The 24,887-nt window shown below is 69.0% G+C and carries 23 protein-coding genes; 11 read left to right on the top strand and 12 right to left on the bottom strand.

What is annotated here, in order from left to right:
* Positions 1-41: 41 nt before the first annotated feature.
* Together OOJ98_RS29495 and OOJ98_RS29490 are read right to left on the bottom strand one after the other, a co-directional pair.
* Complete coding sequence (locus OOJ98_RS29495; RefSeq protein WP_267058103.1) at positions 42-1,007, bottom strand: amidohydrolase family protein; 966 nt, start codon at positions 1,005-1,007, stop codon at positions 42-44.
* Positions 1,007-1,624, bottom strand: coding sequence for an NAD(P)-dependent oxidoreductase (locus OOJ98_RS29490; protein ID WP_267058102.1), 618 nt, complete (start codon positions 1,622-1,624; stop codon positions 1,007-1,009). Before OOJ98_RS29490 ends, OOJ98_RS29495 begins: the two co-directional genes overlap by 1 nt.
* A gap of 155 nt (positions 1,625-1,779) precedes the next feature.
* Between OOJ98_RS29490 and OOJ98_RS29485 the strand changes: the two genes are divergently transcribed.
* A complete protein-coding gene (locus OOJ98_RS29485; RefSeq protein ID WP_267058101.1) occupies positions 1,780-2,463 on the top strand; it encodes a TetR/AcrR family transcriptional regulator in 684 nt (227 codons plus the stop codon).
* A 397-nt stretch (positions 2,464-2,860) separates the two neighbouring features.
* Positions 2,861-3,190, top strand: a complete 330-nt coding sequence (locus tag OOJ98_RS29480; protein WP_267058100.1) for a deoxyxylulose-5-phosphate synthase — start codon at positions 2,861-2,863, stop codon at positions 3,188-3,190.
* Positions 3,191-3,398: 208 nt separating this feature from the next.
* On the opposite strand, the gene OOJ98_RS29475 is transcribed toward OOJ98_RS29480, so the two are convergent.
* Positions 3,399-4,148, bottom strand: a complete 750-nt coding sequence (locus tag OOJ98_RS29475; RefSeq protein ID WP_267058099.1) for an SDR family NAD(P)-dependent oxidoreductase — start codon at positions 4,146-4,148, stop codon at positions 3,399-3,401.
* Positions 4,149-4,238: 90 nt separating this feature from the next.
* Between OOJ98_RS29475 and OOJ98_RS29470 the strand changes: the two genes are divergently transcribed.
* Positions 4,239-4,637 carry a helix-turn-helix domain-containing protein gene (locus OOJ98_RS29470; RefSeq protein ID WP_267058098.1) on the top strand — a complete coding sequence of 133 codons (399 nt, stop codon included), beginning with the start codon at positions 4,239-4,241 and terminating at the stop codon, positions 4,635-4,637.
* Between the two features lie 275 nt (positions 4,638-4,912).
* On the opposite strand, the gene OOJ98_RS29465 is transcribed toward OOJ98_RS29470, so the two are convergent.
* The gene (locus tag OOJ98_RS29465) at positions 4,913-5,305 is read right to left on the bottom strand and encodes a hypothetical protein (RefSeq protein ID WP_267058097.1); all 393 of its coding nucleotides are present in this window, start codon (positions 5,303-5,305) and stop codon (positions 4,913-4,915) included.
* A gap of 451 nt (positions 5,306-5,756) precedes the next feature.
* Between OOJ98_RS29465 and OOJ98_RS29460 the strand changes: the two genes are divergently transcribed.
* Positions 5,757-6,221 (top strand): hypothetical protein, encoded by a 465-nt coding sequence (locus tag OOJ98_RS29460; RefSeq protein WP_267058096.1) that lies wholly within the window; start codon positions 5,757-5,759, stop codon positions 6,219-6,221.
* A gap of 1,305 nt (positions 6,222-7,526) precedes the next feature.
* Entirely contained in the window at positions 7,527-7,970 is a 444-nt protein-coding gene (locus tag OOJ98_RS29455; protein ID WP_267058095.1) for a hypothetical protein, read from the top strand.
* A gap of 414 nt (positions 7,971-8,384) precedes the next feature.
* Here the strand turns inward: OOJ98_RS29455 and OOJ98_RS29450 are convergent, their stop codons facing one another.
* The gene (locus OOJ98_RS29450) at positions 8,385-9,635 is read right to left on the bottom strand and encodes an MFS transporter (RefSeq protein WP_267058094.1); all 1,251 of its coding nucleotides are present in this window, start codon (positions 9,633-9,635) and stop codon (positions 8,385-8,387) included.
* Between the two features lie 70 nt (positions 9,636-9,705).
* On the opposite strand from OOJ98_RS29450, the gene OOJ98_RS29445 reads away from it, so the two are divergent.
* Positions 9,706-10,107, top strand: a complete 402-nt coding sequence (locus tag OOJ98_RS29445) for a MerR family transcriptional regulator (protein ID WP_267058093.1) — start codon at positions 9,706-9,708, stop codon at positions 10,105-10,107.
* 409 nt (positions 10,108-10,516) lie between these two features.
* Here the strand turns inward: OOJ98_RS29445 and OOJ98_RS29440 are convergent, their stop codons facing one another.
* From OOJ98_RS29440 to OOJ98_RS29430, 3 genes are all read right to left on the bottom strand, one after another.
* Positions 10,517-11,794 (bottom strand): hypothetical protein, encoded by a 1,278-nt coding sequence (locus OOJ98_RS29440; protein ID WP_267058092.1) that lies wholly within the window; start codon positions 11,792-11,794, stop codon positions 10,517-10,519.
* 193 nt (positions 11,795-11,987) lie between these two features.
* Entirely contained in the window at positions 11,988-13,085 is a 1,098-nt protein-coding gene (locus OOJ98_RS29435) for a MerR family transcriptional regulator (protein WP_267058282.1), read from the bottom strand.
* 351 nt (positions 13,086-13,436) lie between these two features.
* The gene (locus OOJ98_RS29430) at positions 13,437-13,865 is read right to left on the bottom strand and encodes a DUF6463 family protein (RefSeq protein ID WP_267058091.1); all 429 of its coding nucleotides are present in this window, start codon (positions 13,863-13,865) and stop codon (positions 13,437-13,439) included.
* 182 nt (positions 13,866-14,047) lie between these two features.
* Here OOJ98_RS29430 and OOJ98_RS29425 point away from each other — a divergent pair, with 182 nt between their 5' ends.
* Entirely contained in the window at positions 14,048-14,632 is a 585-nt protein-coding gene (locus OOJ98_RS29425; protein ID WP_267058090.1) for a TetR/AcrR family transcriptional regulator, read from the top strand.
* A gap of 74 nt (positions 14,633-14,706) precedes the next feature.
* Here the strand turns inward: OOJ98_RS29425 and OOJ98_RS29420 are convergent, their stop codons facing one another.
* Positions 14,707-15,075 (bottom strand): DUF4440 domain-containing protein, encoded by a 369-nt coding sequence (locus tag OOJ98_RS29420; RefSeq protein ID WP_267058089.1) that lies wholly within the window; start codon positions 15,073-15,075, stop codon positions 14,707-14,709.
* A gap of 331 nt (positions 15,076-15,406) precedes the next feature.
* On the opposite strand from OOJ98_RS29420, the gene OOJ98_RS29415 reads away from it, so the two are divergent.
* The 3 genes from OOJ98_RS29415 to OOJ98_RS29405 all read left to right on the top strand — a co-directional run bounded on the left by OOJ98_RS29415 (position 15,407) and on the right by OOJ98_RS29405 (position 21,424).
* On the top strand, positions 15,407-16,507 hold the full coding sequence (locus tag OOJ98_RS29415) for a C40 family peptidase (protein WP_267058088.1): 1,101 nt from the start codon (positions 15,407-15,409) through the stop codon (positions 16,505-16,507).
* A gap of 15 nt (positions 16,508-16,522) precedes the next feature.
* Positions 16,523-17,425, top strand: a complete 903-nt coding sequence (locus OOJ98_RS29410) for a hypothetical protein (protein WP_267058087.1) — start codon at positions 16,523-16,525, stop codon at positions 17,423-17,425.
* A 1,089-nt stretch (positions 17,426-18,514) separates the two neighbouring features.
* A complete protein-coding gene (locus tag OOJ98_RS29405) occupies positions 18,515-21,424 on the top strand; it encodes a BTAD domain-containing putative transcriptional regulator (RefSeq protein WP_267058086.1) in 2,910 nt (969 codons plus the stop codon).
* A gap of 112 nt (positions 21,425-21,536) precedes the next feature.
* Here OOJ98_RS29405 and OOJ98_RS29400 read toward each other — a convergent pair whose 3' ends face one another.
* Both OOJ98_RS29400 and OOJ98_RS29395 read right to left on the bottom strand, forming a co-directional pair.
* Entirely contained in the window at positions 21,537-22,037 is a 501-nt protein-coding gene (locus OOJ98_RS29400) for a ricin-type beta-trefoil lectin domain protein (RefSeq protein WP_267058085.1), read from the bottom strand.
* Positions 22,038-22,312: 275 nt separating this feature from the next.
* The gene (locus OOJ98_RS29395) at positions 22,313-23,779 is read right to left on the bottom strand and encodes an amidase (RefSeq protein ID WP_267058084.1); all 1,467 of its coding nucleotides are present in this window, start codon (positions 23,777-23,779) and stop codon (positions 22,313-22,315) included.
* A 117-nt stretch (positions 23,780-23,896) separates the two neighbouring features.
* On the opposite strand from OOJ98_RS29395, the gene OOJ98_RS29390 reads away from it, so the two are divergent.
* The gene (locus OOJ98_RS29390) at positions 23,897-24,529 is read left to right on the top strand and encodes a TetR/AcrR family transcriptional regulator (protein WP_267058083.1); all 633 of its coding nucleotides are present in this window, start codon (positions 23,897-23,899) and stop codon (positions 24,527-24,529) included.
* 48 nt (positions 24,530-24,577) lie between these two features.
* Here the strand turns inward: OOJ98_RS29390 and OOJ98_RS29385 are convergent, their stop codons facing one another.
* Entirely contained in the window at positions 24,578-24,829 is a 252-nt protein-coding gene (locus tag OOJ98_RS29385) for a hypothetical protein (RefSeq protein ID WP_267058082.1), read from the bottom strand.
* Between the last annotated feature and the right edge of the window lie 58 nt (positions 24,830-24,887).

Raw genomic sequence — 24,887 nt, 5'->3', positions numbered from 1 at the left:
GTCCAACCGCAGCCCGCCCGGCAGTTGGCGCCGGTGGACGGTCAAAGGCGTAGGAGCCTACGGGCGTTGCCGGAGGCGATCTTCCGCTTGTCGACGTCCGGAAGGCGGGTCCGCTCCAGGGCGGCGACTGCCTCATCTGTTTTCTCATAGGGGTAGTCGACGGCGAACAGCACGCTGTCCGCTCCGAGCACGTGCACGAGCGCTTCGATCGCGGCCGGTGACAACACCCCACTGGTCGTGGCGAGCACGTTCGTCCCGAAGTACGCGGACGGCTTGCGCCGCAGCGGGTGCGGCACCGTGAGAGTCGCGTAGCGCGAGTCGAAGCGGGAGAGCTGGAAGGGGAGGAACTCGCCGGCGTGCCCGAGGATCATCGTCGCCTCCGGATGCCGGTCGAACACCCCGGACATGATCACCCGCATGGCGTGCCCGCCGGTGGCCGCCTGCCAGCTCCACAACGCGCCGTCCAGCTCGGGATGGGCGTCGAGCACGCGCCAGCGGTCCGCGGGCGGCATCCCGGGGTGCAGGTACAGCGGTACGCCGAGTTCGCTCAGCACGGCCCAGACCGGGTCGAATGCCGGGTCGTCGAGGTACCGGCCCTGGATGTGGTCGTTGACGAGGACCCCCTTGAACCCGAGGCGTTCGACGGTTCGGCGCAGCTCCGTGACGGCGGCGGCCGGGTCCTGGAGCGGAAGCGCCGCGAAGGCGGCGAACCGGCCGGGGTGGGCGTCGACGATCTCGGCGAGGTGGTCGTTGACGTACCGGGCGTCGTCCACCGCGCGGGCCGGATCGGCTTCCGCTTCGATGCCGGGGACGGTGAGGGAGAGCACCTGCATTGCGATGCCGTTGGCATCCATGTCGGGCAGCCGTAGCCGCGTGACGTCGGGCAGCCGGGCGGCCATGTCCGCGAGGAAGGCGGGATCGATGTTGTCCGGTATCGGCGACGGAGGCCGCCGGTCGGCCAGGCCCGGGATCGCGATGGCTTCCTCGATGGCGACGTACCCGCGCATCAGACGCGTCCCACCGGGACGAGGATCCCCGCTGCGCGGGTCGGCCGCTCGGCCTCGTCGAGCATCAGCGCCGCGACGGTGGCTCGGGAGGCGTGCGGCGGCAGGACGGGCTTGGCGTAGTCCTCCAGCGGGATGTTGCGCCGCCCGGTGCTGACGCCGCCGGCCCACAGGTCGGGGGCGTGGAAGACGGTAGCGCCGCCGTCGAGGGCGATCGAGTCCGCGGCGGCCTTCTCCGCCAGCTCCTCGCCGACGAAGGCCTTCATGACCCACTGGTAGATCCCGCCGCCGGCGCCGACGGAGGAGCCGGAACCGAGCGCGCCGAGCCACAGCGTGCGTACCGGGACGTCGGCGAGGACCCGCGCGCCGGCGACGAGCGTTCCCTGGCCGTCGTCTTTGCCACGGCCGAGCGCGGAGACCACCACGTCGACGTCGGTCAGGTCCGGGAACTCGCCGGGGGCAGTGACGTCGGCCCGGCGGATCTCGACAGCCGACTGATCGGACATCGGGCGGGTCTCCGGTCGGCGGACCAGCGCGACGACCTCGTGTCCGCGCTGAAGGGCTTGCTCGACGACGAGGCGGCCGACCCTGCCGGTCGCCCCGAGTACGGCGATGCGCATGCTTGCTCCCGAGTAACTGAACATCTGTTGGTTACGTAAGTGAACAAGTGTTGGTAAGCGGTGTCAAGACACGGGGTCGGAGGTGAGGGAGTTGAAGTCGGGCGCTCGGGCGGCGGTACAGTGAACGACTGTTGCCGAACGCCGGGAGTACGCCTGTGAGCAGCGAAGAGGCCGTCCCCCGCCGACGCCGACGGAATCCACGGGGACAGGGGCAGGTCCTCAAGACCGAATTGGTGGAGGCCGCCGCCCGGCTGCTGGCCACGCTCGAACGGCCCGAGACGCTCACTCTCCGGCAGGTGGCCCGCGAGGTCGGCGTCGCCCCCGCGAGCATCTACGGGCACTTCCCGGACCTCGGCGCGCTCGTCCAGCATGTGCTGCGGCTGCGCTACGACGAACTCGCGGCGGTCATGCGCACGGCGGCGGACGGCACCGAGGGGCCCCTGGCCGACCTGGCCGCCCGGTGCGCCGCCTACGTGCACTGGGGAGTCGATCATCCCGGGCCGTACCGCACGCTCTTCGGCGGCGGAATGCCCGACGAGCTGGTGCCCACGAACGCACACGGCGCGGGCGAGGAACTGCTCGGATCCGTCGTCGCTTCGCTGGCCGGCGCCCAGCAGGACGGGCCGGAACACCGGGACCATCGCGGCCCCGAGCAGGAGTGGCAGGCCGGCCTGCTGCTCTGGACCGCTCTGCACGGCCTGGTCGCGCTGTACAACGCGCACGGCAACATGCCTTGGCCCGACCTCACCGACCTCATCGCGCAGACCCTCGCCCTGCACACCGGAAGACCTGTCGCAGAACTCGTGGAGCTCGCCCGGACGGCCGACCGCCCCGCCTGAGCGGCTCACGCCAACAGCTCCGCGCGGTCTCGATCGATCCCCGGCCCAGCAGACGGGCCGCACCCGAATGAGCCCCCGACCGCCCCGCCCGGGTGCGCGGTGCGTGCGGCCTTCATCCGCGACCAGTAGCCGTGCACCACGGCCAGGCCACGCCGTGCTCCTTGCCCGCCGGGCAGCCCGGAGGAGTGCCGCCAGGGCGGCGGTAGACCACGGATGTCGCGGCGCCGATCACCTCGATTGAGCAACACGTCGACGAGGTAACTCCGCAACTGCGGGCCGCCATCTGGCAATCCGCGCGCCTGGTCGGAGTCTTGCTCCAGGTTCGGTCCCTTCGATCTTGCTGAATGTCACGAAAACCCGGTCGAGTTCACACCGGACGGGCCGTACTCTGACCAGCATGGCCCACGCGAAGACCTCCTATGTCTGCCTGCCGTGTCGGGCCTCCTACAAGCAGCCTTACCCAGGTGACCACGACCGGCTCTGCCCGCGCTGTGCCGAGCCGTTGATCCATGTGGGCTCCGCCTTCGCAGCACCGCGGCGACGCAACACTGCTGCCTGGCGGACCCTGTCGGTCCTCTTGAATGCCGGCGTCCGCTTCCACAAGAGTTGCTGTGGTGGCCCTGGCTATCGCCCGCGCACACTCGGCGAGGTGCGCGAGCGAATGGCATACGCACGAAAAACCGGTGAACCGTTCGCGCGTGCCCTGGTGCGTCATGAGCTGCCGTAGCCCGGTGGCGTAACAGAGCAGCCACGCGTGTCCGAGCGTCTGCCTCGTTGGATCGCACCGGCGACGGGATGCCGCAGCGATTTCCAGCCGCGTCCGTTGACACCGATCCCCGGCTTCGCCCACTGGTGGGCGAAGTCTTCGTCCTGCGCAGCGGATCCGGCGTTGCTTCCCAGTGCTCATGGCACCGAGATCGACGCCGATCTGAGCGTCAGCGCATGCCGCCGGAGGCGAGAATGACGTCCCCGGTGATCCAGCGCGCGTCGTCGGAAGCCAGGAACGCCACGAGCGGTCCGTAGTCGTCGGGGGTCCCGGTACGACCCAGGGGGGTGGCGGCGATCCCCTGTGCCTCCAGCTCCGACCCGACGTACCCCATGGCCCTGGACCCTTCGGTGTCCGACGGTCCGGGCATGATCGCATTGACACGGATGCCGCGCGGGCCGAGCTCCTTGGCCGCAACGATGGTGAAGGCGTTCACAGCGCTCTTGGACGCAACGTAGAGCGAGGTGTACGGAGGATGGGTGACCGTACCAGCAGTCGAAACGTTGATGATGGACGCGGCGTTGATGTCGTCCTGTGAGGCCAGTGCCTGGGTGGTCAGGATCGTGCCCAGCAGGTTCGTGGTCATCTCGCGGTGGAACTCGTCCTCGGTGATGCCCGACAGCGGCGCGAACGTGGCGACAGCCGCATTGTTGACGAGCACGTCGACCGGGCCGTACACCTCGCGCGCCCGGTCGAAGAGACGGCGCACATCGTCACCGCTGGCCACGTCGCCCTGAACCGCGGTCGCCCGGCCGCCCTTGGCGACGATGTCCGCAACTACCCGCTCTGCGCCCTCCACATCCCCCCGGTAGTTCACCACGACCGCTGCGCCGGTCTCGGCCAGAGCCTTGGCGATTCCCGCGCCCAGACCCTTCGAAGCGCCCGTGACGATTGCCGTATGTACGTTGTTGCTGCTCACAGTGGCTCCTCGGAGATAGGTGCTTCCGAAGATCACCGTAGGAAAGGTACTCACTGTGGGGAAGTAGGTACTTTTTTGTAAGCTCCTGTCATGTTGGAAACAGAGCAGGTCGCGACGGCTGCCAGGCTTCTGGCGCATGACACCTTCGACAGCAAGTGCCTCCTCAGGCCGATCATGGACCAGACGACGAGCCGGTGGGCGACACTGATCATCTCGGCCCTCGTCGCCGGCCCGCACCGCTTCGCACAACTCCATGGGCGCGTCGGTGGCATCAGCCAGAAGATGTTGTCGCAGAACCTCAAAGCACTGGCCAGGGCCGGGCTTGTCGCCCGCCATGTCGCGCCCACCAACCCGCCCCAGGTCACCTACAGCCTGACGGAACTCGGTGTTGGCCTGGCTGGACCGCTCACCGATCTGATCCGCTGGTTCGGCCGGCACGGAGACGAACTCCTCGCCCATCAGGAGCACTACGACAACCACCAGGCGTGACCACCAAGAACTCCCGCAGCAGATCAGGGCACACCCGAGGGTCAGGAATGCGCAGTCCATGAGGATGTCGTCGCGGAACTCCCAACGGACCCACAGGTGGTCGACCAGCGCAGGTGAGCGAATACACGCTCCGCAACCCAGTGGGCTGTGCCGGAACCGGTGTTGCACGACCTACCTGCCGCCATCAGCACGCGGCCGGTGCCCCGGCTCGGCCGAGGGCTTGCGAGTGCCCTGCAGAGCCGAGGGTGGCCGGCATAGTGAAGCGCGAGCGATGGCTATGTGCCGCTCTGGCTGGTGACGCGTCCGTTGATGTGCAGGGTGCCGGACAGGTCAGCCGGAACGTCGGCCTCGACCGTTCCCTCTCGCGTTGCGCCGGCGGGAATCGAGTCGTATGCGCAGCGGATGCTGGTGCCCGTGTTCTGGCAGGGCGCGCTGGCTTCGACATGGTTGAGGGGCGGATTCAGCGTGTGGGTGAGGGTGATTTTGCGCGCGGTCTTGGTGCCGGTGTTGGTGAGCTTCCAGTGCCAAGTGACGTGGCTGCCGTCGTCATTGAGGTGCGGAGCCTCGTAGGAGACTGCTACGTCTACGCCACCGGCCTGCGGTGCGTGAGCGGCCTGAGCGGCCGGGAGGACCGCGAGGAAGACCGCGGCTGACGCCAGGACAGTCACGGCCGGACGGCGACAGGTACTGGGGATGCGGGGAATTTTCACAGCTCATGAACGTTCGGCCCGGCCAGCAGGTCACGCCATCCCCGCATCGGGGTGAGGACGTCCCGGTGTTACCGCGGCCCACCGTCGGCGCTGTCACCGTTCGGTGAGCCTCCGCCCCAAGGCCAGGTGACCGCGCCTCGTCATCTGGGCGGCGCCACGCGGCCCGCGCAGATGCAGCTCGGCAGCTCGGCGACATCGCCAGACATCATCCGAACTCCCCGCGTGCGGAGGCCTGTTACCCCGGCCGCGGTGGCGCCCACACGGGCACACCGTTGAGCCGCTGGGTCAGTTCAGCCCGATCAGTCCGACGGCCGGCACCGGCGACAGCCGAGGACCCGCCATCCGATCGCCCCCTTCCCACCTCAACTGGGCGCTGTCCGGCCGATCATGGGGTCCGTACCCTTGCCTCGTGATTGATCACGGTATTGCGCTGCCCTACTACCGCCTCCACGTCGTGCCCGCGGTCGTGGCCCTGGCCAGCCCGACATGGCAGCGGGAGGTTTGGCTCGATCCGGATCAGTTCGAGGACCTCGACCACACCGTGCACGTGCTCTTCGACGATTTCTGCGATGCGAGCGATCCGCTGCCCTGGCTGGGGCAGTGTCTTCGCAGTGAGGAGGAAGTCGAGCTGATGGCGCGTCTTGGTGCTGCCTACAGCGCGGTTCAACGATCGGTCGGCGCCGCTGCCCGCGACGAGGTCTACATGGACTCTCCGGGTTGGCCGGCCGTAGTAAGCGCGGCAGCCCGGCTGGCCCAGGTGCTGGTCTCCAACGATCACTCGGCGCTGAGCAAGCTGCATGACGCCGGCTATCGCTGGCCGCCCGGCACCGAATCGGTTTCGTCCGAGGCTGACGACCAGCACCTCGATTCATGACCTCATCCAGATGGTCAGGACAGCAGCAGTGACAGTTCCAAGAAAATCGTAGCCGCGCTTGTCGCAGCGCATCGCGTCGGCACGGGAGTTCTTCAGACTGTTGATGTGCGGGGGACCCGGCTCTTCTCCAGCACCGGCACGAACTGGACGCAGTCGGCCCGCTGCCCGGCTTGATGATCAGAGGCAGCGGGCGGCAGCGCCCTCCGGCGCTCAGGTGGATCTTGCCGGTGAGGCAGGGGCGGCGGATCGGTGCGGGCGTCGGCCGCGTGCTGGTGGGCGCGGACGATCGTGGAGTCCACCGAAATACCTCAGCCAAGCTCACCCGCCACGTCGGCTTCGGCCCGGACTTGCTGGAGCAGATGCTCCCAGGTCCTGCCGGCCGACCAGATCCGGCTGCGTGCGTGAGATCGCTTTTCCCCATGACGGCACCAACACCCCGGTCATAAACCAGTCACCTGATCGGCCTGCCAAGCCATAGCCACTTTCAACGGCCGCACACATACTTGAATCACGTCAATACGGGGAGGTATCAATGGCGTTCATAGTGCTGTTCGGGGGCATGAGTGGGCTGGCTCTGGTGTTGGTCGTCACGCTTCTGCGCCGTAGCTGGAACCAGACGGAGACTGCTGAGGGGCTCCGGATCGAGCAGGAGGCCCGTATGCAAGCAGCACACGACCGCGTCTCCTTCAACTCGTGGGCCATGCACAACGCGCCGCCCACAGCCAGCGACGCTTACCAGCGCCGTCGCTGAATCCCGCACGACACCCGACGCCCCGGTCACATGCTGACTGGGGCTTCGCACACTTGGCGTGTCCTCAGACCCGGCGCTCACGCCAGACCGGCCAGATGTAGCGCGATCGGAGAGTCGGTGGCAGACACTCCAAACCGTTCGAATGCAGCAGGCTCATGATCGGCCGGACAAGGCCCAGCCGGGCGGCCGGATTGCGGCGAACCGGTGGTGCATCCGCACCGGATCAAGCGCTGAGTGCCTTCCGTCGTGCTGCCCGGAGGAGACCACAGTGCCAATCTTCGCGGCCCTCCCCCGCTTCCCCGCATGCCTCCAGCCCCGCCCAGCGCCGACGCTTCCGTCGCGCCATCCTGGATTGCCTTCGTATCGACCTGCGTACCGGCCGCCAGTCCCGCCCGGGTTACAGGTCAAGCGCGTTCAACGGCGGCCGGGATTTCTATCAAAGGGAAGAAGCGGAACCCTAGTTGGAACTGGCCCCGGAACGGGGCTACTGGCTCGTTGTCCCAGCCGAACGCGAGCCCTGAGACAACCCCATCAGGCCAATAAGGAGGCGGAAGATGGGCAAGCGCAAAGGCAGCGTCCACACAGAGTTCGAGTCCGCGGTCCGCGACGCACTCGCGTTCCTCACAGACGAACTCGGCTTCGACCGCCCCCTTGCCGAGGTGGGCATCCTGCACACGGTGACCTACACCCGTGGCCAGCACACCCGCGATCAGCAACAGATCATCGTCTACTACGACCCCATGCCCCATGGCCTCACCACCGAAGTAGCGACTGTGTGGGAGGGGATCAAATACAGTGCATCCCTGTCGACCCTGGTCTTCGCTGCGGGGCTGGGGCATCGCAACGTCGTGACCACTGCCGCCAACAACCTTCGCAACATGGATAAATCGCTGGAATCGCAGGCGTACTACCTGCGCCTGCTCGCACCCTACTTACAAGACCCGGCAGAGTCGGCCCAGCTCATGCACGAGGCCGGAGCGAGAGGTTTCCCTGTGTGAACGCGTGCGGGGATTCGTGACGAAGACAAGTCACCGACTGCCCGTCCTGTGCCAGATCTCCATCGCGGTCTGCAGCACGCATAGGGCCTGGGGCCCTCTCCGTTCACACGACTGTGTGACCGCCGCTGGATCGCAGCGGCGGTGGAGACGAGGGCCAGGAGCCGGACCTGCCGCTCCAGGGCTCACCAGTGCCCGGTCTCGGCATCGCGAACGGGAGGCCGGCCAGCGGCGCGGTGTCGGCGTCATTCGTCCCGGGGAAGCTCAATCAACGAGATCCCCCGCACCGGAATCGCACCGAACGCCCTGTCCGCGAAGGAGGCGGCTGCCCCTGCGGCGGTGCGCGCCATGGACCGAGTGCGGCAACGGCTGACCTGACGCCGGCGTCCTTCAACCCCAGGGGTGCGTTGGCATGGGTCATGGCGTGGCCTGCGTGTTGGGGAATGCGTGGCGTCGGGCCCCGGCGACGATAAGCAGGCTGATTGCCCCAAGGGCGGCGGCCGACGAGGCGACCGCTGTGACGCCCGAACTGTGCAGTACAAGACCGCCGATGATTCCACCAAGGGCCATCGCGGCGTTCCAGAGGGTGACGAGGACGGCTTGGGCGGTGTCAGCGACAGCGTTGCCGCGCCGCATGCCGGCTTGTCCAGCCGCGGTTTGCAGCAAGGACGGGGCACCGCCCCACCCCAGGCCCCAAAGAACAGTGGCGCCCCAAACGATCGGATGCGTTGCGGTGACGGCCAGAGCTGCGGTGGCGATACTGAACAGCAGCGTGCAGGTGACCATCAGATTCCGCAGCCGGCGATCTGCGTACCGTCCGACGCACCAAATACTCGCCAGGCATGCGGCACCGAAAGCCAGGAGAACAGCGCCGGTCGATGGAGCAAGCCCCGCGTGCTGCAGGTAGGGAGCGATGTAGGCGTAGATGATCGTGTGCCCGAGAACGAACGTCGATACCGTTGCCATGATCGCCGCGACGCCGGGTGCCGCCAGCGTCTGTCGCACTGTCGACTTCGCTGGTTCTGATGCCGCGTCCGAGGGGTCCACGTCGACCTGTTGGATGAGGGGCTGCCCAACTCCGGGGACTGACACGCTGATCCAGCCGATGACTGCAAGTGTGACCAGCGAGACAGCGCCAAAGGCTGCCCGCCATCCCACCTGTTCACCGATCAGCGTGCCGGCCGGGACTCCCAAGGACAGCGCCACGGGGATACCGGTCATCGCCACTGCGATGGCGCGGCCTTCCAACCCGGCGGGTGCGATACGACGGCTGTAGCCCGCGAGGATCGCCCACGCCAGGCCGGCGGCGACGCCGGCCAGGAACCGTCCCGCAAGCAGGGCGATGTACCCCGGTGCTGCGGCAGTCAGCGTGTTGGCCACAAGGAAGACGGCCATGGCGCCGAGCAGGAGCGGTTTCCGCGGCACGGGTGCCGTGACCGTGGCGAGCGGGATTGCGGTCAGCGCTGTACCGGCCGCGTAAACGGTGACGGCTTGGCCGGCTGCACCTGAACCGACGCTCAATGAGGCCGACATTTCGGGTAGCACACCGGCGGGCAGAGTCTCCGTCAAGCTCGTGATGAAAACAGCAGTTCCGAGTGCCAACAACGCCGACCAGGGCAGGCCGGCCTGTCGCGTACGAGGCTGAGTGTCACAAGACGTGGTGGTCATGGACAGAAGCTTGAAACCTTCACATAGATGTGATGGTCAAGTCGAGGCGCGGCAAGTAGTTTCGGCAGGTGTGAGGATCGGTGAATTGGCGCGACTGACGGGCGCGTCCCGTCGGCTGCTCCGCTACTACGAGGAGCAAGGCCTGATTGTCCCGGACCGCGGCACGAACGGGTACCGGGAGTACGACGACCGCTACGTGGACCGGGTCAACCAAATTCGTGGCCTGCTGAATGCGGGGCTTCCCACTCGCATCATCAAGCAGATCCTTCCGTGCCTGGACAAGCCTCGCTCGATCCACTTTCCCGATGCCACACCGGAGATGCTGGCTTTGCTGGCCGCCGAGCGGGACAGCCTCACCGAGCGGATCAACGTACTCATCCGCAACCGTGATGCGATGAGCGAGTACCTGACCGAAGTCGAACAATGCCGAGCGCCGGCTCCTGGCAGCTCAGACGGAGCACCGAGTTCCTGACATCGAGATCGTCGGCAGAGGGCCGGATGACGCCGTGATCTGTGACCGCCCTGTCCCGCCCTGCGGAATGCGCTCCGCAACAGCCAGCACGGTCCTCCTCAATGGGAGAAACGAACGAACGCACCAACCCGGCCTGGAGGTTGACGAGGACCGCTGGCCGCCGGACACGAGCGCGTGGAGAGTCTGTGGGCCATGGACTTCCTCGACGGAACCCGTACGGTTGGACAACGCTCCCTGGTTCATAGGCGGACTCGCCAGCGACGACGTCATCCAGTTGAAGATGGACGATGAACGCCTCCGCTCGGCTGACGGATTCGGCAGTTCCTCGAACTGGCTTACCTGTGCGGCTAGTTGGCTTCCCGCCGGCGGCAGCGGACCGAGTCTTTCGGAACCGACCCGGCAGCCCCTTTCAGTGCCGCATCCACAAGTCGCTGTTCCCGGCGATGACCACCGTTCCGTTCGCCAAGGTCGTTACGGCGGCGGGCGGCTGGGAGTGGCAGCCGAGTTCGCCGCGCTGCCACCCTGCCGGGGTTCCATCGCCGGTCCAGACCGCACCGCAGTACGTCGCCGGGTCCTGCGGGGACTTCCCCGGCACCCGCAGGCTACCCACCATGATCGGGAGCCCCTGGGCGTCGACGGTCGCCGCGACGACGCCACCGGCACCCATTGCCGTGGTGTCCGTCTCCGTCCAGGTGGCGCCATCGGTGCTGGTGAGGAGCACGGGCACATCGGGCTTCGTGGGAGCCCCCGAGGTGTCCCCCACGGCGAACCAACGTCCAGCGGCCCGGAACGCGCCGCGCATTCTCGTGCCCATCGGCAGTCCCTTCACGGTCGCGCTGGTCCAGTGCGCTCCGCTGTCGGTGGAGTGCCAGACCACCAGAGTGCCGGTGGTCTCCTGGGTGAAGGCGTTCGAGGAGTAGCTGCCCACAGCGATCACCTCCCGGCCTTCGGCCGCCATCGGCCCGACCGGGGCCCGGCTCCCGCGGCCCGTCTCTCCCGGCAATGTCACCCGGTGCACGGTGGCACCGCGGTCGTCGGAGGCGTACATGAAGGGCCCGGTGGCGCCCGAGACGGTCTCGCTGCCTCCGATGAGGAGCCGGCTCCCGCTGCGGACCGCCGAGCCGACCGTCCCGCGGTCCGAGGTGTCCGACTCCTTGACGGCCCAAGGCAACTTGAGATCCGCCAACTGCCGCACCTGGCCGTCCCGTTCGCGGAGACGGACCACGCTGGATACGAAGAACTGCGACCCGTCGCCCCATTCGACCACCGCCTGGGCCGGCACTCCGCCGCCCGGAGCGCCGTGCCGCATCGAGTTCGGCACGTCGGATTCGTCCTTGGGTGAACCGGCGGGGTCGGGGTGCAGCGTGAGCTTGGTGCAGTCCGCGTTGCCGGACCAGTTGACGGGCACGTACCCGTAGCCGTTGGCATACGTGCCGATGCCCAGTACGCAGCTCCCCTGAGGGGCGAGGAGCTGCAACCCCTCGCCCGGCGCGACGTAGTCCTCGTCCTTGGATCCGGGCCACTGCACACTGTTGGCGTAGCGCTCGAACCCCAGCTTGTCGGCCCCCGCCCCGCCCACGCCGGGCGGCGAGCCGGCCGTACGCGTGCCGCAGGCCGACACCGCAAGCACTAGTACGGCAACCCCTGCGTGCGCCGCGAGGCGCACCCTCCCCCGGTGCAGAATCATTGCGACACCCTAGCGACCGCGGCTGGCCGAACCTCGGCCCGGTGGTCTCCTGGAGCCCGGCGTGACAGCTGGTTGCAGCACCGCGCCCGACGCGGTGGACGTCAGGTGGCCATGGCGCATCCCGGCCCGGCAGGAGGAACGCGTCACCTTTGACCTGGCGGATGCCGGTTCGAGGACCGCGGACGGCGTCCGTTCAGACTGTGAGCAGGCGGAGGCCGAGGTCTGCCGCGTCGCGTTCGGCGAGATCCCTGTTGCGCTCGGCCCACCGGCCGGAGTCCAGGTCGGCGCTGAGACTTCGGACCGCCCGCTGCTCGGCCTTCGGCCCGACCCTCGTCCACACCGACATCGCACGGCGCACATGATCCTCCAAATACGCTTCCGGTCGGCGCCAGTACGCCTCGAACAGGCCGTCAGCGCAGTCCCAGGGGATCGGCACCGGCTCAGCGCGGGCGCCGATCGCCTCGGCCATCCCGGCAAGCGAGGGAAAATCTTCGAGGACGGCGGCGAACTCGGGCAGGTAATCACGGGTGAGCCAGAACCGGTTCTGCCATCCCAGCTCGTCGGTGTCGAAGGTGAGCACCACCACGCGGCGGGCGACGCGCCGCATCTCGCGCAGCCCCGCTATCGGGTCCCCCCAGTGGTGAACGGTGGAAACGGCCATCGCGACATCGAAGGACCGGTCCTCGAACGGCAGGCTCTCCGCGGCGGCGGCCACGCACGGCGCCGAGCCGGCAGGCCGCTGCCCCCGCATGACAGCCGATGGCTCGACCGCGGTCACGTCGCGATCAGCAGGCTCGTAGGAGCCGGTGCCGGCCCCGACGTTCAGCACCGTCCGCGCGTCCCCGAGCGCGTCCCAGATCTGCGCGGCGATCCGCGGCTCGGTATGCCGTGTCGCGGTGTAAGCGCCGCCGATCGCGTCGTACAGCCGTGCACCGAGCATCTCCAATTGCTCCTCCGGTGTCACCTTCTGTCCCTTCGCCCGTGTCGTGAGTTCCCTGTCGATGGCCGCGAGCATGGCGTCAGTGCGGTCACGCCGCTCCTGCAGCAGGTCGCGCATTCGGCGTAGGTGCGCGACCGCGTCGGTGGCCGGGTCGCCGACCAAGTCCGCCACCTCTCGCAGGCCGAAGCCCAGCCGCCGGTAGGCCAGCGCCTCCCTGAGCCGCTCCACGTCGCTTGCCGAGTAGGCCCGGTACCCGGCCGCGGTCCGCGCCGACGGATGTACGAGCCCGATCTCGTCGTAGTGGTGCAGCGTGCGAACGCTCACCCCGGCCAATTCGGCTACGCGTCCCACGGTCCAGTGATCCTCCACGCCACCGACTATGCAGCCTGACGTCACGTGAGGGTCAAGCGCCTCACTCACGACAGCAAGAGCCGAACGCGAGGCAGAGGTCCGAGGCGACTTCCGCAAGCCACAACAATCGCCAGTTCAGGCAAGCCTGCATGAGATGGCCCATGCCCCGACCCGACCCCGCCAAGTGGGCCCGACTCCAGGACCCTCGCTGCTCCCCGCTCTCGCGAGGCTGGGCCCGACCGCCGTTCAGGAGCGCGGGCTCCCCGCCAAGCGGATCGCGCCGGGCTGGGTCACCCGGAGCGGGCTGGGGTGGCCGTACCTGCTGTACGGCTCATCCCGGCGTGCCGCCTGTCACGACCGTGAGTTGTGGTCGGGCTCGTGGACGCCCGGCTCCGGGCAGGGCGTGCTGCGGCGGGCCCGGCGGGTTCCGATCAGCAGGAGGGTGCACGCGAGGGCGATGAGCGGCCAGGGCGTGAACGGCAGGACGACTGCGTCGACAGCGGTCCAGGCCCCCAGTGTCCAGGCGATGAACGTCGGCGGAGTCACGCCGCGGCGGTCCAGCCACAGCACCAAAAGGCCGACCAGGATGAGTGGCGGGCCGAAGCTTTCCAGGCTCAGCCAGTACGCGCTGCCCGCCGGGCTCATGTCGGCAAGGTCTTCGTTCCGCAGTCCGCCGCTGAACCAAGTCCCAGCGTGGCGTGCAGCTTTGTCCAGCGTCAGGGCAAGGAGCGTGTGCGCGGCTCCGAATAACGTGATGATCCAGCCAGCCCACTTGATCACCCGAGTTCTCCGTTTCTGTCGCGAAGTCACGTGGTGCGACTTCCTGCCGGTTGTCTCTGCGCAGCGAGGTCCAGCGGTCCCTGGAACCACAGTTGCGAGACTGTCGTTCCGAAACGCTAGTTCCGTATACTGCAGGCATGACGGCGACAAGGCAACGGGGCGGACGCCCCCGAGACAGCCGCGTGGATGACAAGATCCTTGAGACCACGCGTGAGTTGATCGATGAAGTCGGATACCCGGCGCTGACCGTCGATCAGGTCGCGGCACGCGCAGGGGTGGGCAAGGCGGCGATCTACCGCCGCTACACGTCCAAGGCCGAGATGGCGTTCGCCGCCACCATGTACGAGCAGGAGCTGCCGCCGTTGGCCGGCACCGGCTCCTTGCACGGGGACCTGCTGGGGCTACTCCGGGCGTTCCACATCCGCATGGCCGGCCCGGCGGCCCGGCAACTCGCACCGGCCCTGATCGGCGAGATCGCCGTCAACCCCGGGCTGGAGGCGCGGTTCCAGGACACCTTCCTGGCCGCCGAACAGGCCATCTTCGCCGACATCATCGAACAGGCCGTGGCCCGCCGGGAGCTGGCCGGGACCGTCGACCCCGCCATGGCCCACCTGGTGGCGCTCGGCACCCTGGCATCCGCCCTGTACATCATGCGGCTGCCCGTCGACGACCGTGTGCTCACCGATCTCGCCACCGCGGCCACAGCAGGCATCACAGCCCTGGCCGACCGACGCCACGGCCCCGGCGGAGCCGCCGAGCCGCACTGACAGAGCCGGTTGACGTGGCCTTCTGCAGGGCCAGGGTGCGGATCTACCGGCTCGCCACCACTGGGCGCCGACCATCAACCCGTCACAGTGCCCTGGTGGAAGTACATCCGCCAGCCCGTCTCCGTCAGGCGCCACAATGAGCTCCGCCATGTCCGACGGCCCTGATGGTCGGCGAAGTACGTCAGATGAACGACACCCGGGGCCAGGACCGCGCCGGACATGTCAGTGACCTTGACCGGAGTCTCCGCGGACACCGAACCACCACTTGTCACGGCGAGGACCGACTCCACATCCCACCGGCGTCCAGAAGCTCCGAACTCGATGAATTCCGGGTCGAGGAGTTCCAGGACCCGGGCCCGGACAGCTCTCACCTCAGGATCGAGAAGTCGCATCTCTCCATCGACAGCAGCCTGCACGGCCTGCTCACGCTCGTCATCCGCCATGCCGGAACCCTACGAACATGCCGTCATCGCGGGGAGCGGCTCCAGGCCATCCCACCGCCTATCTGCCGCCGCGCCCAAGCCAAGGAGCCGAGCCCCGAGCCCCGAGCCCCGAGCCCCGAGCCCCGAGCCCCGAGCCCCGACGAGAATCGGCCAACTGTGGCCGAAGAATCGGCCGCGTACACGTTGACACACCTGGGGATACCAGGATCTACCGATCGTGTGAGGATAGTGTGCTCGTGGGTCGAACGGATCTCCGTATGACCCGACTTGACCACCATGACGGTAGGTCGCGATCCGAACTCTCGTACCCGGCCTCCTGAAAGTGGCGCTGATGAACGTGTCGACCGGCGGTAGACAGCTGCGAAGCCGGGTCGCTCTGACAGCCTTTGTCAGTGCGATCACCCTCATACCGGGCCTGAGTTACGCGGCTCCCAACGACCCCGGACCGACCGCCGGCGGGCCCCTGGAACAGATCCGTAGCCAGCTCGACGGCCTCTACCGGGAGGCAGAGGTGGCGACCGAGGCGTACGACGCCGCCAACGAGAAGGCCACCGAGCAGACGAAGCGGCTGACCTCCCTCCAGGGTGACCTCGCCCACACCCAAGGCCGGGTGGACGCCCTGCACGGCCTCGCGGGGGCCGCGGCCCGAGCGCAGTACCGCGGGGACTACTTCAGCTCCGCGGGCTTCCAGTTGATCCTCAGCGACCATCCCGAGAACGCACTCTCCGACGCCGCACAGGCCGGCCGGACCAGTGACACCCTCGCGAACATCTACGAGAGCCAGAAGACAGCCCGCGCGGAGCTGGACCGGCAGACCGAGGCCGCGACGAACAACCTGCGGGAGCTCAAGAAGACCCTCGCGGACAAGGCCGACGCGAAGGAGAAGATCCAGAACAGGATCGCCGACGCCGAGCGGATCGAGGCGGGGCTGAAGTCCGAACAGGTCGACGGGCTGGCCCAGTTGGAGAAGCAGAAGGCAGACGAGGCCAAGTCCAAGTGGCCTGGCTCCGGTTCGGACGGCGGGCCCGCCAACAAGGGCGGCCCGGGGGGCGGACCTTCGGGCGGCGGCCCGGCCGTGAGCGGCAGTGCCGGACAGGCCGTCTCCTTCGCCATGGCTCAGATCGGCAAACCGTACGGGTGGGGTGACGTGGGTCCCTCGTCGTACGACTGCTCGGGGCTCACCTCCGTGGCGTGGGCCCATGCCGGACACCCGATACCCCGCACCTCACAGGCTCAGTGGCAGGGACTGCGCCACGTCAGCCTCTCTTCCGCCCAACCCGGGGACCTGATCATCTACTTCCACGATGCCACGCATGTGGGCATGTACATCGGAGGTGGACAGATCGTCCACGCTCCACGGCCTGGGCGTACGATCACGACCGCACCGGCCGCATCCATGCCGATCCTCGGCGTGGTCCGACCCGGAGGCTGAGCGGAAATGTCCCACTTGCCTGTATCCCGTGACGACGGGAACCTGCCTGCGCTCAGCGCGCAACCGTTGATCCGCCTGGACGCGTACGTCGCCGAGGACGGATCGACGGTGGTCAACGGCCATCTGCTGACGATGGGCGGCACCAGGCCGCCCAATGAGGCGATCCTCGACGCCGTGGCCATGTTCGCCCGCACTCTGGGGGCTCCGGTGGCGGCGACCGTAGTCGACCGCACCGTGCAGCAGGTGGCGCGGCTTCGGGTGCACCCGGACGGCTCCAGCTACACGATCGCCGACGAGGAGGACCTGCCGCCCGGCCGCGAGCGCACCGACGCGGAGGAGCAGGCGTTCCCTCCGCTCGCCCGCGTCGAGCGGATCATCCAGCACGCGCAACGCGAGGAGCTGCACGCCGCGTTCGTCCTGGCCAGCGCTCTGCGTGAGCACCTGACGCTCCGTAGGGGCGTGGAGGACGACCTCTCGCTCGAAGCGCGGGCGATCGAGGCCTACATGGCGTTCCTGCGCGGCGACTACACGGTCTCGACCGTCCTCGCGCTCACCGTCGCGCGCATCCGGTGCCGCACCGACCTCGACCGGGCCGCGCCCGAGGTGGCCCGCGCCACCGCGGCGTGGCAACGACTTGAGGACGCGTCCCAGGTGGCGGCCCGAGGGCAGGAACTGCTGTACATGTGGGACCGGTTGTCCGCGGCGGGCCTCGTACAGCATCAGGCCCATCAGACCATGGCACTGGCGGTGCGGAACCGGCTCGAACGGGGCACCCACTACGTGGAAGCCCCGGCGGAGCGTCCGGCTGCGGCGCTCACCGCGGCTGAGAGCCCTGCTGCCCCGGAGGACACGCCGCTCAAGCGCAGCCGAAGAGGCCTGCGGCGCTTCACGAGGTGGCCGGGCAGAGCAGCCGACTGAAGCGAGCCCGGCGGGGCCGACGCCGCCTCGGCTCGGCGGGCACGCTGCTGCCGGCCCGGGGGCGGCGGTGCGCGTTCCCCAGCGATATCGCGCGCCCTCGACATGTGGCTGTCGGGCTGTCCAGTTCAGCCAGCTGGCGCAAGCCGTGAACTACCGCGACCGATCTCTCAGAACCCCGGGGCAGGGATGAGACTCGGCCACCACGAGGGCACGCCGCTGGGGCACGACGGTGTGATGGCGCCCTCCCAGAAGACCGAGATGACGCACCAGACGACACCCAGGAGCGCCACGGTGAGGGCGCAGGCGTGGAGAAGGGAACGGTTCCCCACAACGGCCCCCACCGCAACCCAGACCAGCAACAAGACCGTCCAGAGGCCCGGGATGAACAGCCACGGCAGGTAACCACTGTTGGCCGCGTTGTTCACTCCCACATCGCAGGCGCTCCACGACCTGCCCAGAAGCATGGCAGCGGATACCGCGAGAAGCAGAGCCACCGCTGCCGCGAGACCCCCATGCAGCCGTCGACCCTCCACGGGGCCCTCCGTTCGCCATCCGCTGCGGCAAGCACCGGATCCGCACCGCCATCACTGCCCCGCCCGCCCATGTACCGGCACTGACCAGCAAGGGACCGACACCCCGCCGGATCCTAGTCATCACATGTTCCGCAGGACAGCGCCCTGCCCTCCACGCACTTGAGCGGGATGTCCGACCGGTCCTGCCACCATCGCTCGCGCCCGCTCAGATCGTGCCACGAGGCAGCACCAGCCCAGTGCGCTACCAGCGGGCGCCGTCATCGCCCCGCCAGGCGCGGCCCTCGGCAGCACACACTCCGCGAGGGGTCGCCTCTCGTTCGCAATAGCTGAATGCAGCCTGCTATTCCGATGTTGGTCGAACAGGGGGAATTCCGTTTACGTTATGGGTCAGTTGGGGCGCTTCGCCTGCCCCGATCGCCTTTGATGCACCCTGTGAAAGGCCCTATGGACATGCCTCCTATGGCCGTCCTAGATTCGTTTCAAGCGAGGTCAGGCCGGGGATGGGCGTCAATGGTCACGCGCCGGGGGGAAGATGAAATTTGAATTACTGGGGCCGTTGCGTGCCCGGATAGCCGGGCGCGACGTCCCGTTCAACGGGCCGCGGCAGGCGAAGATGCTGGCGGCACTCCTGGTCGACGCGAACAACACCGTTGCCGTGGAACGGCTCGTCGCCGTGATGTGGGACGAGAAAGTCCCCGCTACGGCGGTCCGTCAGGTCCAGGACGCCGTCTCAGGGCTGCGCCGCAACCTCGTCGGCTGTGGGGCACCCGGCTCCTTGGTCAGCACACGCCGCGGTGGCTACGAGATCCACCTGGCCCCGGACCAGCTCGACGTGCTGGAGTTCGCGCACGAGCGCGCCCTCGCCGCGCGGCTCAGCGCTCCGCACGAGACGGCTGCCGCGCTGCGGAAGGCACTCGGCTGCTGGCACGGACGCGCCCTGATGGACGTTCCCAGTCGGGCCCTGGAAATCGACGCAGCACGCCTGAACGAGCAACGGGCCGCCACGCACAAACAGTGCTTGAGCATCGAAATCAGCCTCGGGCGCCACCGCGAAGTCATCGACGAGCTCACCGCCCTGCTCCGCGAGCATCCCTTCGACGAGGACGTGGCGGAGCAGACCATAGTCGCCCTCTACCGATGCGGGCGCCAGGGCGAGGCGTTGCAGGCCTATGAGCGGCTGCGCCGGACGCTGGCCGACGAACTCGGCGTCGATCCGACCCCACCACTCCGAGCACTGCATCAGCGCATCCTGGCGGCGGATCCCGCCCTCGCGTTACCGGACCTGGATCGGCCGCCCCTGGAGGCGCGGCCGAAGGGTCGCGTCCTTGCGATCGCGGGATCCGGCATGCCCATGCCCGTACGTCAATTGCCCCTCGACGTGCCCGACTTCGTGGGCCGGGACGCGGCCCTGTCCGAGATCGCCGGACTGCTCGACGGACCGGCGTCCTACCGCTCCCCCGTGGTCGTCGTCGTGGGCGGTCCGGGCGTCGGCAAGTCCTCCTTGGTGACACACGCCGCCCGGCTCGCGAGCGGGCACTTCCCCGACGGGCAGCTGTACCTCGACCTCGCGGCGACATCGGACGAGCCGCGAGATCCGGGGCTGATGCTGGCCGAGGCACTTCGTGCGCTCTCGATAGTCGGCAGCGCGATCCCGAGCGGTCTGTACGAGCGGGCCGCGCTCTACCGATCGTTGCTGGTGGAGCGTCGCATGCTCGTGGTCCTGGACGACGCCGGTCAGGCCGACCAGGTGCTGCCCCTGCTGCCGGGAGCCGACGGCTGCGCCGTCCTGATCACCAGCCGCACGCTCCTGACACAGCTGCCGGGAGCCCACCACATCGACCTGGACGTGCTGAGCCGGGCAGAGGCACGGGAGATGTTCACCAGGATCGTGGGGCGCCCACGCGTCGAACGGGAGCCGGAGGAGGCCGACGCGATCCTCGGCTGCTGCGGAAACCTGCCGCTGGCGATCCGGATCGCCAGCGGCAAGCTCACGGGGCGACCCGCCTGGTCGCTGCGGGTGCTGCGGGAACGGATCGAGGACGAGTCGCAGCGGCTGGCCGAGCTGAGGATCGGAGACCTGAGCGTGCGGGCCAGCGTCGAGCTGAGCCTGCGATTGCTGCCGGCCGACGCGGTGCGTGCGCTGAGCCTCCTGGGCCTGCTGGGCGCGTACACCCTGCCCGGCTGGGTCGTCGGCCCGCTGCTGGACCGCGCGGACGCCCATGAGGTGCTGGACGTTCTCGTCGACGCCAGCCTGGTGCGGCTGACCGCCACCGACGCCAACGGCGAGCCGCGTTACCGCCTGCACGACCTCATCAGGACGTGCGCCGTGGAGCTCGCCGCCCCGTTGCCCGCGACGGACAAGCGGGACGCCATCGTCCGGGTCCTGTCGGTCTGGCTTGAGCTGATCGGGCGCGCCACGGATCGGCTGCCGGCCGGGCTCCTGACCGCCGCGCCAGGTTCGGCGCCGCGCCGGTCGCTGCCGGACGCGGTCGTGGACCGGCTGCTCGCCGATCCGTTCGGCTGGTTCGACGCGGAGCGCGACAACCTGCTCGGCGTGGTGAAGCTGGCCGTGGACTGGCACCTGGACGAGCTTGCCTGGGAGCTGGCGGCCGGCGCCTCCACCTACTACGACCACCGCTGCCTGTACCAGGACTGGCAGCACGGACACCGGCTCGCGCTGGACGCGGCCGAAGCCGTCGGCAATGCGCGCGGCGCTTCGGTCCTCCTGCGCGGACTGGCCCAACTGCACATATACGCAGACGAGTTCGAGCGGGCCACCGTCGCGCTGGAATCGTCCGTCGAGCTGTGCCGGGACGGTGGGGACAAGCGCGGTGAGGCGTTGTCGGTAGCCATGCTCAGCACGGTCAGCCGGGTCCAGGGCAGGGACGACGAAGCCCTCGACCGCATCGAGCAGGCACTGGCCATCGCGGTCGGCGAGGGCGACGGCCACATCGAGGCGCAACTGTCGTGCTCCATGGCCGTGATGAAGCTCATGCAGGGTCGGATCGACGAGGCAGAGACCTGGTTCGCCGGCGCCCTGCGCCTGGCCGAGGCACTCGACGACGAGCATCGCGTGGCGGTCGTGCTGCGCCGATACAGTCGGCTGCACGATCTGCGCGGTGACCCCGACGAGGCGCTCCGCTGTCTGTGGCGGGCGCTGGCCACCTTCGAGGAACTCGGTGACGAGCGGTGCGCCGCGTACGCGCTGCTGGAGGTCGGCCGCGTCTACGCCGGCCGGTCCGAGCGGGACCGGGCGGTCCCGGCTCTTGAACGCGCGGCCGGCCTGTTCCACCGGCACGGGGACCGTCAGGACGAAGCCGCGTGCTGGGAGCTGATCGGCGATCTGGACGCGGCGGCGGGCTTCCACGACCTGGCACGCCGACACCGCGAGCGGGCCTTGCCCCTGTGGCAGGCGATCGGCGACATGAACCGGCGGGAGCCCCTGACCCCACCGTCGTCACCCTGACTTCGGGTCGGCGCGGAGGTGAGGCCGGCCGGGCGGCCCTCGCCGCCCTTGAGCCCCTCCTCCGCATTCCGCACAACCTCTCAGGGTTGTGTCACTCCGGCGGGGTCCGTGCCTAGCGCAAGATCCAGCCCTGGTACGGGTTGCCGCTGTTGCAGCCCTCTTCGTGGAAGAGGTACGGGCTCCCGCCGTTGCCTTCGTCGAGGCAGGAGCGCACGGCGAAGTTGAAGAACTGGGTGCCCACCGGGCTGTTCGTCATCGCCCAGATCTCGTTCGGGTCAGAGGAGTTGCACGACTTCATCTGGACCGAGCTGGAACTCATGGCGCGCATGCACCGGTTCGTGGCGCTGTTCCGGATCACGACGTTCGGATAGCCGGTGTCGGGAGCGACGGAGATGATGCTCCAGGTGTTGATGGACGGGCTGGTCGGCTTCTGGGTCAGCGTCGAGCGGAGCTCGTAGCTGTTGTAGTTGTTGTACAGGCCGTAGGCGTCGTGACCGCTCTGGATGAACACGAAGTCCATGTGCACCGAGGCGCTCGCCGGGCTGGTGGCGCCGACCAGTAGTGCTCCGGCGGCAACCGCTACGCCGAGCGAGGCCTTCAGCCGCATCTTCATGCTTCGTCCTTCTCTCATCATGACTGACCGTTCCGCAGGAGAAGCTACGGAGTCGGGCCCTCGGCCTGCCCTGCATGCGTCCTAGATGTGGCCTAGGCGCGCAGACGGTTCGGGCTTACGGGCGCGAAGGCCTGCTGACCTCGCGGCTCGTGCGCCCGGCCGTCGCGCCGGCCCCTGCGGATGGGCCGCTGCGACTGCACGGGGCCGACCTGCTCCTGGGACGTCGGCCGGCAATCGGATGCGGTCACGGTCCGGTTCGGCAGGGACAGGATTTGCTAGGGGCGCTCCCCGGCGCACGCGGTGTCCCCGCCCGCCCACACCGCGGGCCTCCGGTGCGCCCAAGGTGCGGCCTGTTCCAGTTGGGCGGCGAGACGGAAGAGCAGGTCCTCGCGTCCGTAGCCCGCGGCGAACTGGATGCCGATCGGCATGCCGGTGTCCGGGTCGGAGCCGAGCGGTACCGACATCGCGGGCGTGCCGGCGACGTTGAAGGCCGCGGTGAACGGGGAGCGGTGGAACAGGTGCTCCACCCAGCCAAGCCCGTCGGCGTGCTCCGCTCCCCTGCCGTAGGTGCCGAGGGCCACCGGGACTTCGGGCAGTGTGGGCGTCACCAGGGCGTCCCAGGTCTCGAAGTGGGCGCCGATCGCGCGGGCGACCCGGTTGCGTACGGCGAGGGCGTCCACGAACTCCGCGCCGCTGACCTTCAGTCCCCAGGCGTTGCTCGCGAGCATCTCGGGTTCGACGGTGGTCTCGTCCACCGGCCGGCCGGACGCCCCGGCGAGGGCGTCGATCCACTGCGCCAGGTTGGCGCACCACAGGCGGGCGTTGGCGAGGACGAACTCCTCCCAGCTCACGCCGAGTTCCACGGTGGTGACCTCGATCGTGTGGCCGAGCGACTCCAGCAGCCGGGCGGCGGCCAGGGTCGCCTCGTGCACGGCCGGTTCCACGGCGCGGCCGCTCCAGGGGGTGGTGACCAGGCCGACGCGGAGGCGGCCGGGTGACCTGGTGATCTCGTCGAGGTACGGGCGGCGCGGGCGTTCGGCGAAGTAGGGGTCGCCGCTCTCCGGGCCCTGGATCAGGTCGAGCAGGGCCGCACTGTCGCGTACGGTCCGGCTGAGGCCGCCGTGGACCGCGAGGCCGTTGAATACCTCGTCGGCCTCGGGCCCCAGGGAGACCCGGCCCCGCGTGGGCTTGAGCCCGAACAGCCCGGTGCCGGCGGCGGGCACGCGTATCGATCCGGCCGCGTCGGTGGCGTGCGCGAGAGGGGTGATGCCGGACGCCACGGCCGCGGCCGAGCCGCCGCTGGAGCCGCCGGGTGTCCGGGTGGGATCCCAGGGGTTGCGGGTGGCGCCGTACAGGAGCGGCTCCGTGGTGGTGCTGAAGGCGAACTCGGGCGTGCCCGTGCGGCCCAGCGTCACCAGGCCTGCGCGGCGGAACCTCCGCATCAGGAAGGAGTCCTGCCCCGCCACGTTGCCCGCGGCGAGGCGGCTGCCCGACTCGACTCGCTTGCCCTTCATGGACACGGCGAGGTCCTTGATGAGAAACGGCACGCCCGCGAGCGGGGTGCTGCCCGGAACCGGGGCGTCCTCGGCCGGCCAGCTCTCCACGACGGCGTTGATCCGCGGATTCACGGCCGTCATCGCGGCCAGGGCCGCGCCGGTGAGCTCCGCCGCGGTCACCTCGCCCCGGGCGACGAGATCGGCCAGTCCCATCGCGTCGTACTGGGTGTATTCGTGCAGCTCCACGGAGTTCCACCTTCGTTTCCAGTCGGTCCCATGCGATACCGATCGGTATCGTTTGGGGCTGGCCGGTAACGTAGCATGATCCGGAACGCGGGCCAACGCGACGAAGCGAGGCACACCATGACCAGCAACTCCCCCAGGCCGGGCCGGGATTCGAGGGTCGCGCAACTGCCCCCGCGCGAGCGCATCCTCGACGCAGCCGAGGAACTCTTCCTCCGCGAGGGCGTCAGGGCGGTCGGAGTGCAGGCCATCGCCGAACGGGCGAAGACGACGAAGATGGCCCTCTACCGCCATTTCGCCACCAAGGACGTGCTGATCGAGGAGTGGCTCAGGATCGTCGCCGCGCAGTACGGGGCCGCCTTCGACCGGGTGGAGGCCGAGCACGCCGGGGACGGCCGGGCCGAGGTACTGGGCATGGCCCGCTTCGTCGCCGAGGGGCTGCCGGACATCACCGAAAGGGGCTGCCCCTTCGTGAACTCCATCGCCGGCCTGACCGACCCCGGCCATCCCGCCCGCCGGCTGATCGCGGACCACAAGGCCCAGCAGCGCCGCCGCCTCACGGCCATGTGCGCGAGGGCGGGTGCCCACTCGCCCGACGACGTCTCCGCGGAGATCACCTTCCTCCTGGAAGGCGCCCAGATCTGCGCGCAGAACGGCAGCGTCGACCGCGCGGGAGACCGTCTCGTGGCAGCCGTCACGGCCGCCCTTGACCGGGGGACGGCCCTTGACCGAGGGGCGGCGGAACGGGAATGAGATGACAGCGGATCGCGCTCCGGACAGCGGACGCTCGTGTCGTCGGCCTCAGCGCCGGGGGGCGGGGCGGGGGGCCGCTTCGCCTGGGCCGAGGCCGTAGTCGTGGGGCGGCGCGTCGCGCCACTCCAGCAAGGGAGACGAGGACGCCACCGTGGACTCCGGGTCGGTCACGCCCACGATCCGCAGCACCTCGATCAGGTCGGAGTCGCTGTACACGATGCCCTGGATACGGCCCCGGACCGTGACCCGCCGCCCGCCCTCCCCCTGGATCCGGTGCACGACGATCGGCTCGCTGCTCATGCACTCCACAGTGGGCCGCGGGCGCCGACCCGGCACCCCGGCTCACCCTCTGTGATGG

Origin of the sequence: Streptomyces sp. NBC_00083 (assembly GCF_026343295.1) — a bacterium.
Lineage (GTDB): Bacteria > Actinomycetota > Actinomycetes > Streptomycetales > Streptomycetaceae > Streptomyces.
Note: the sequence above shows the minus strand (reverse complement) of the source record. Positions and strands in the feature narration are given on the sequence as shown.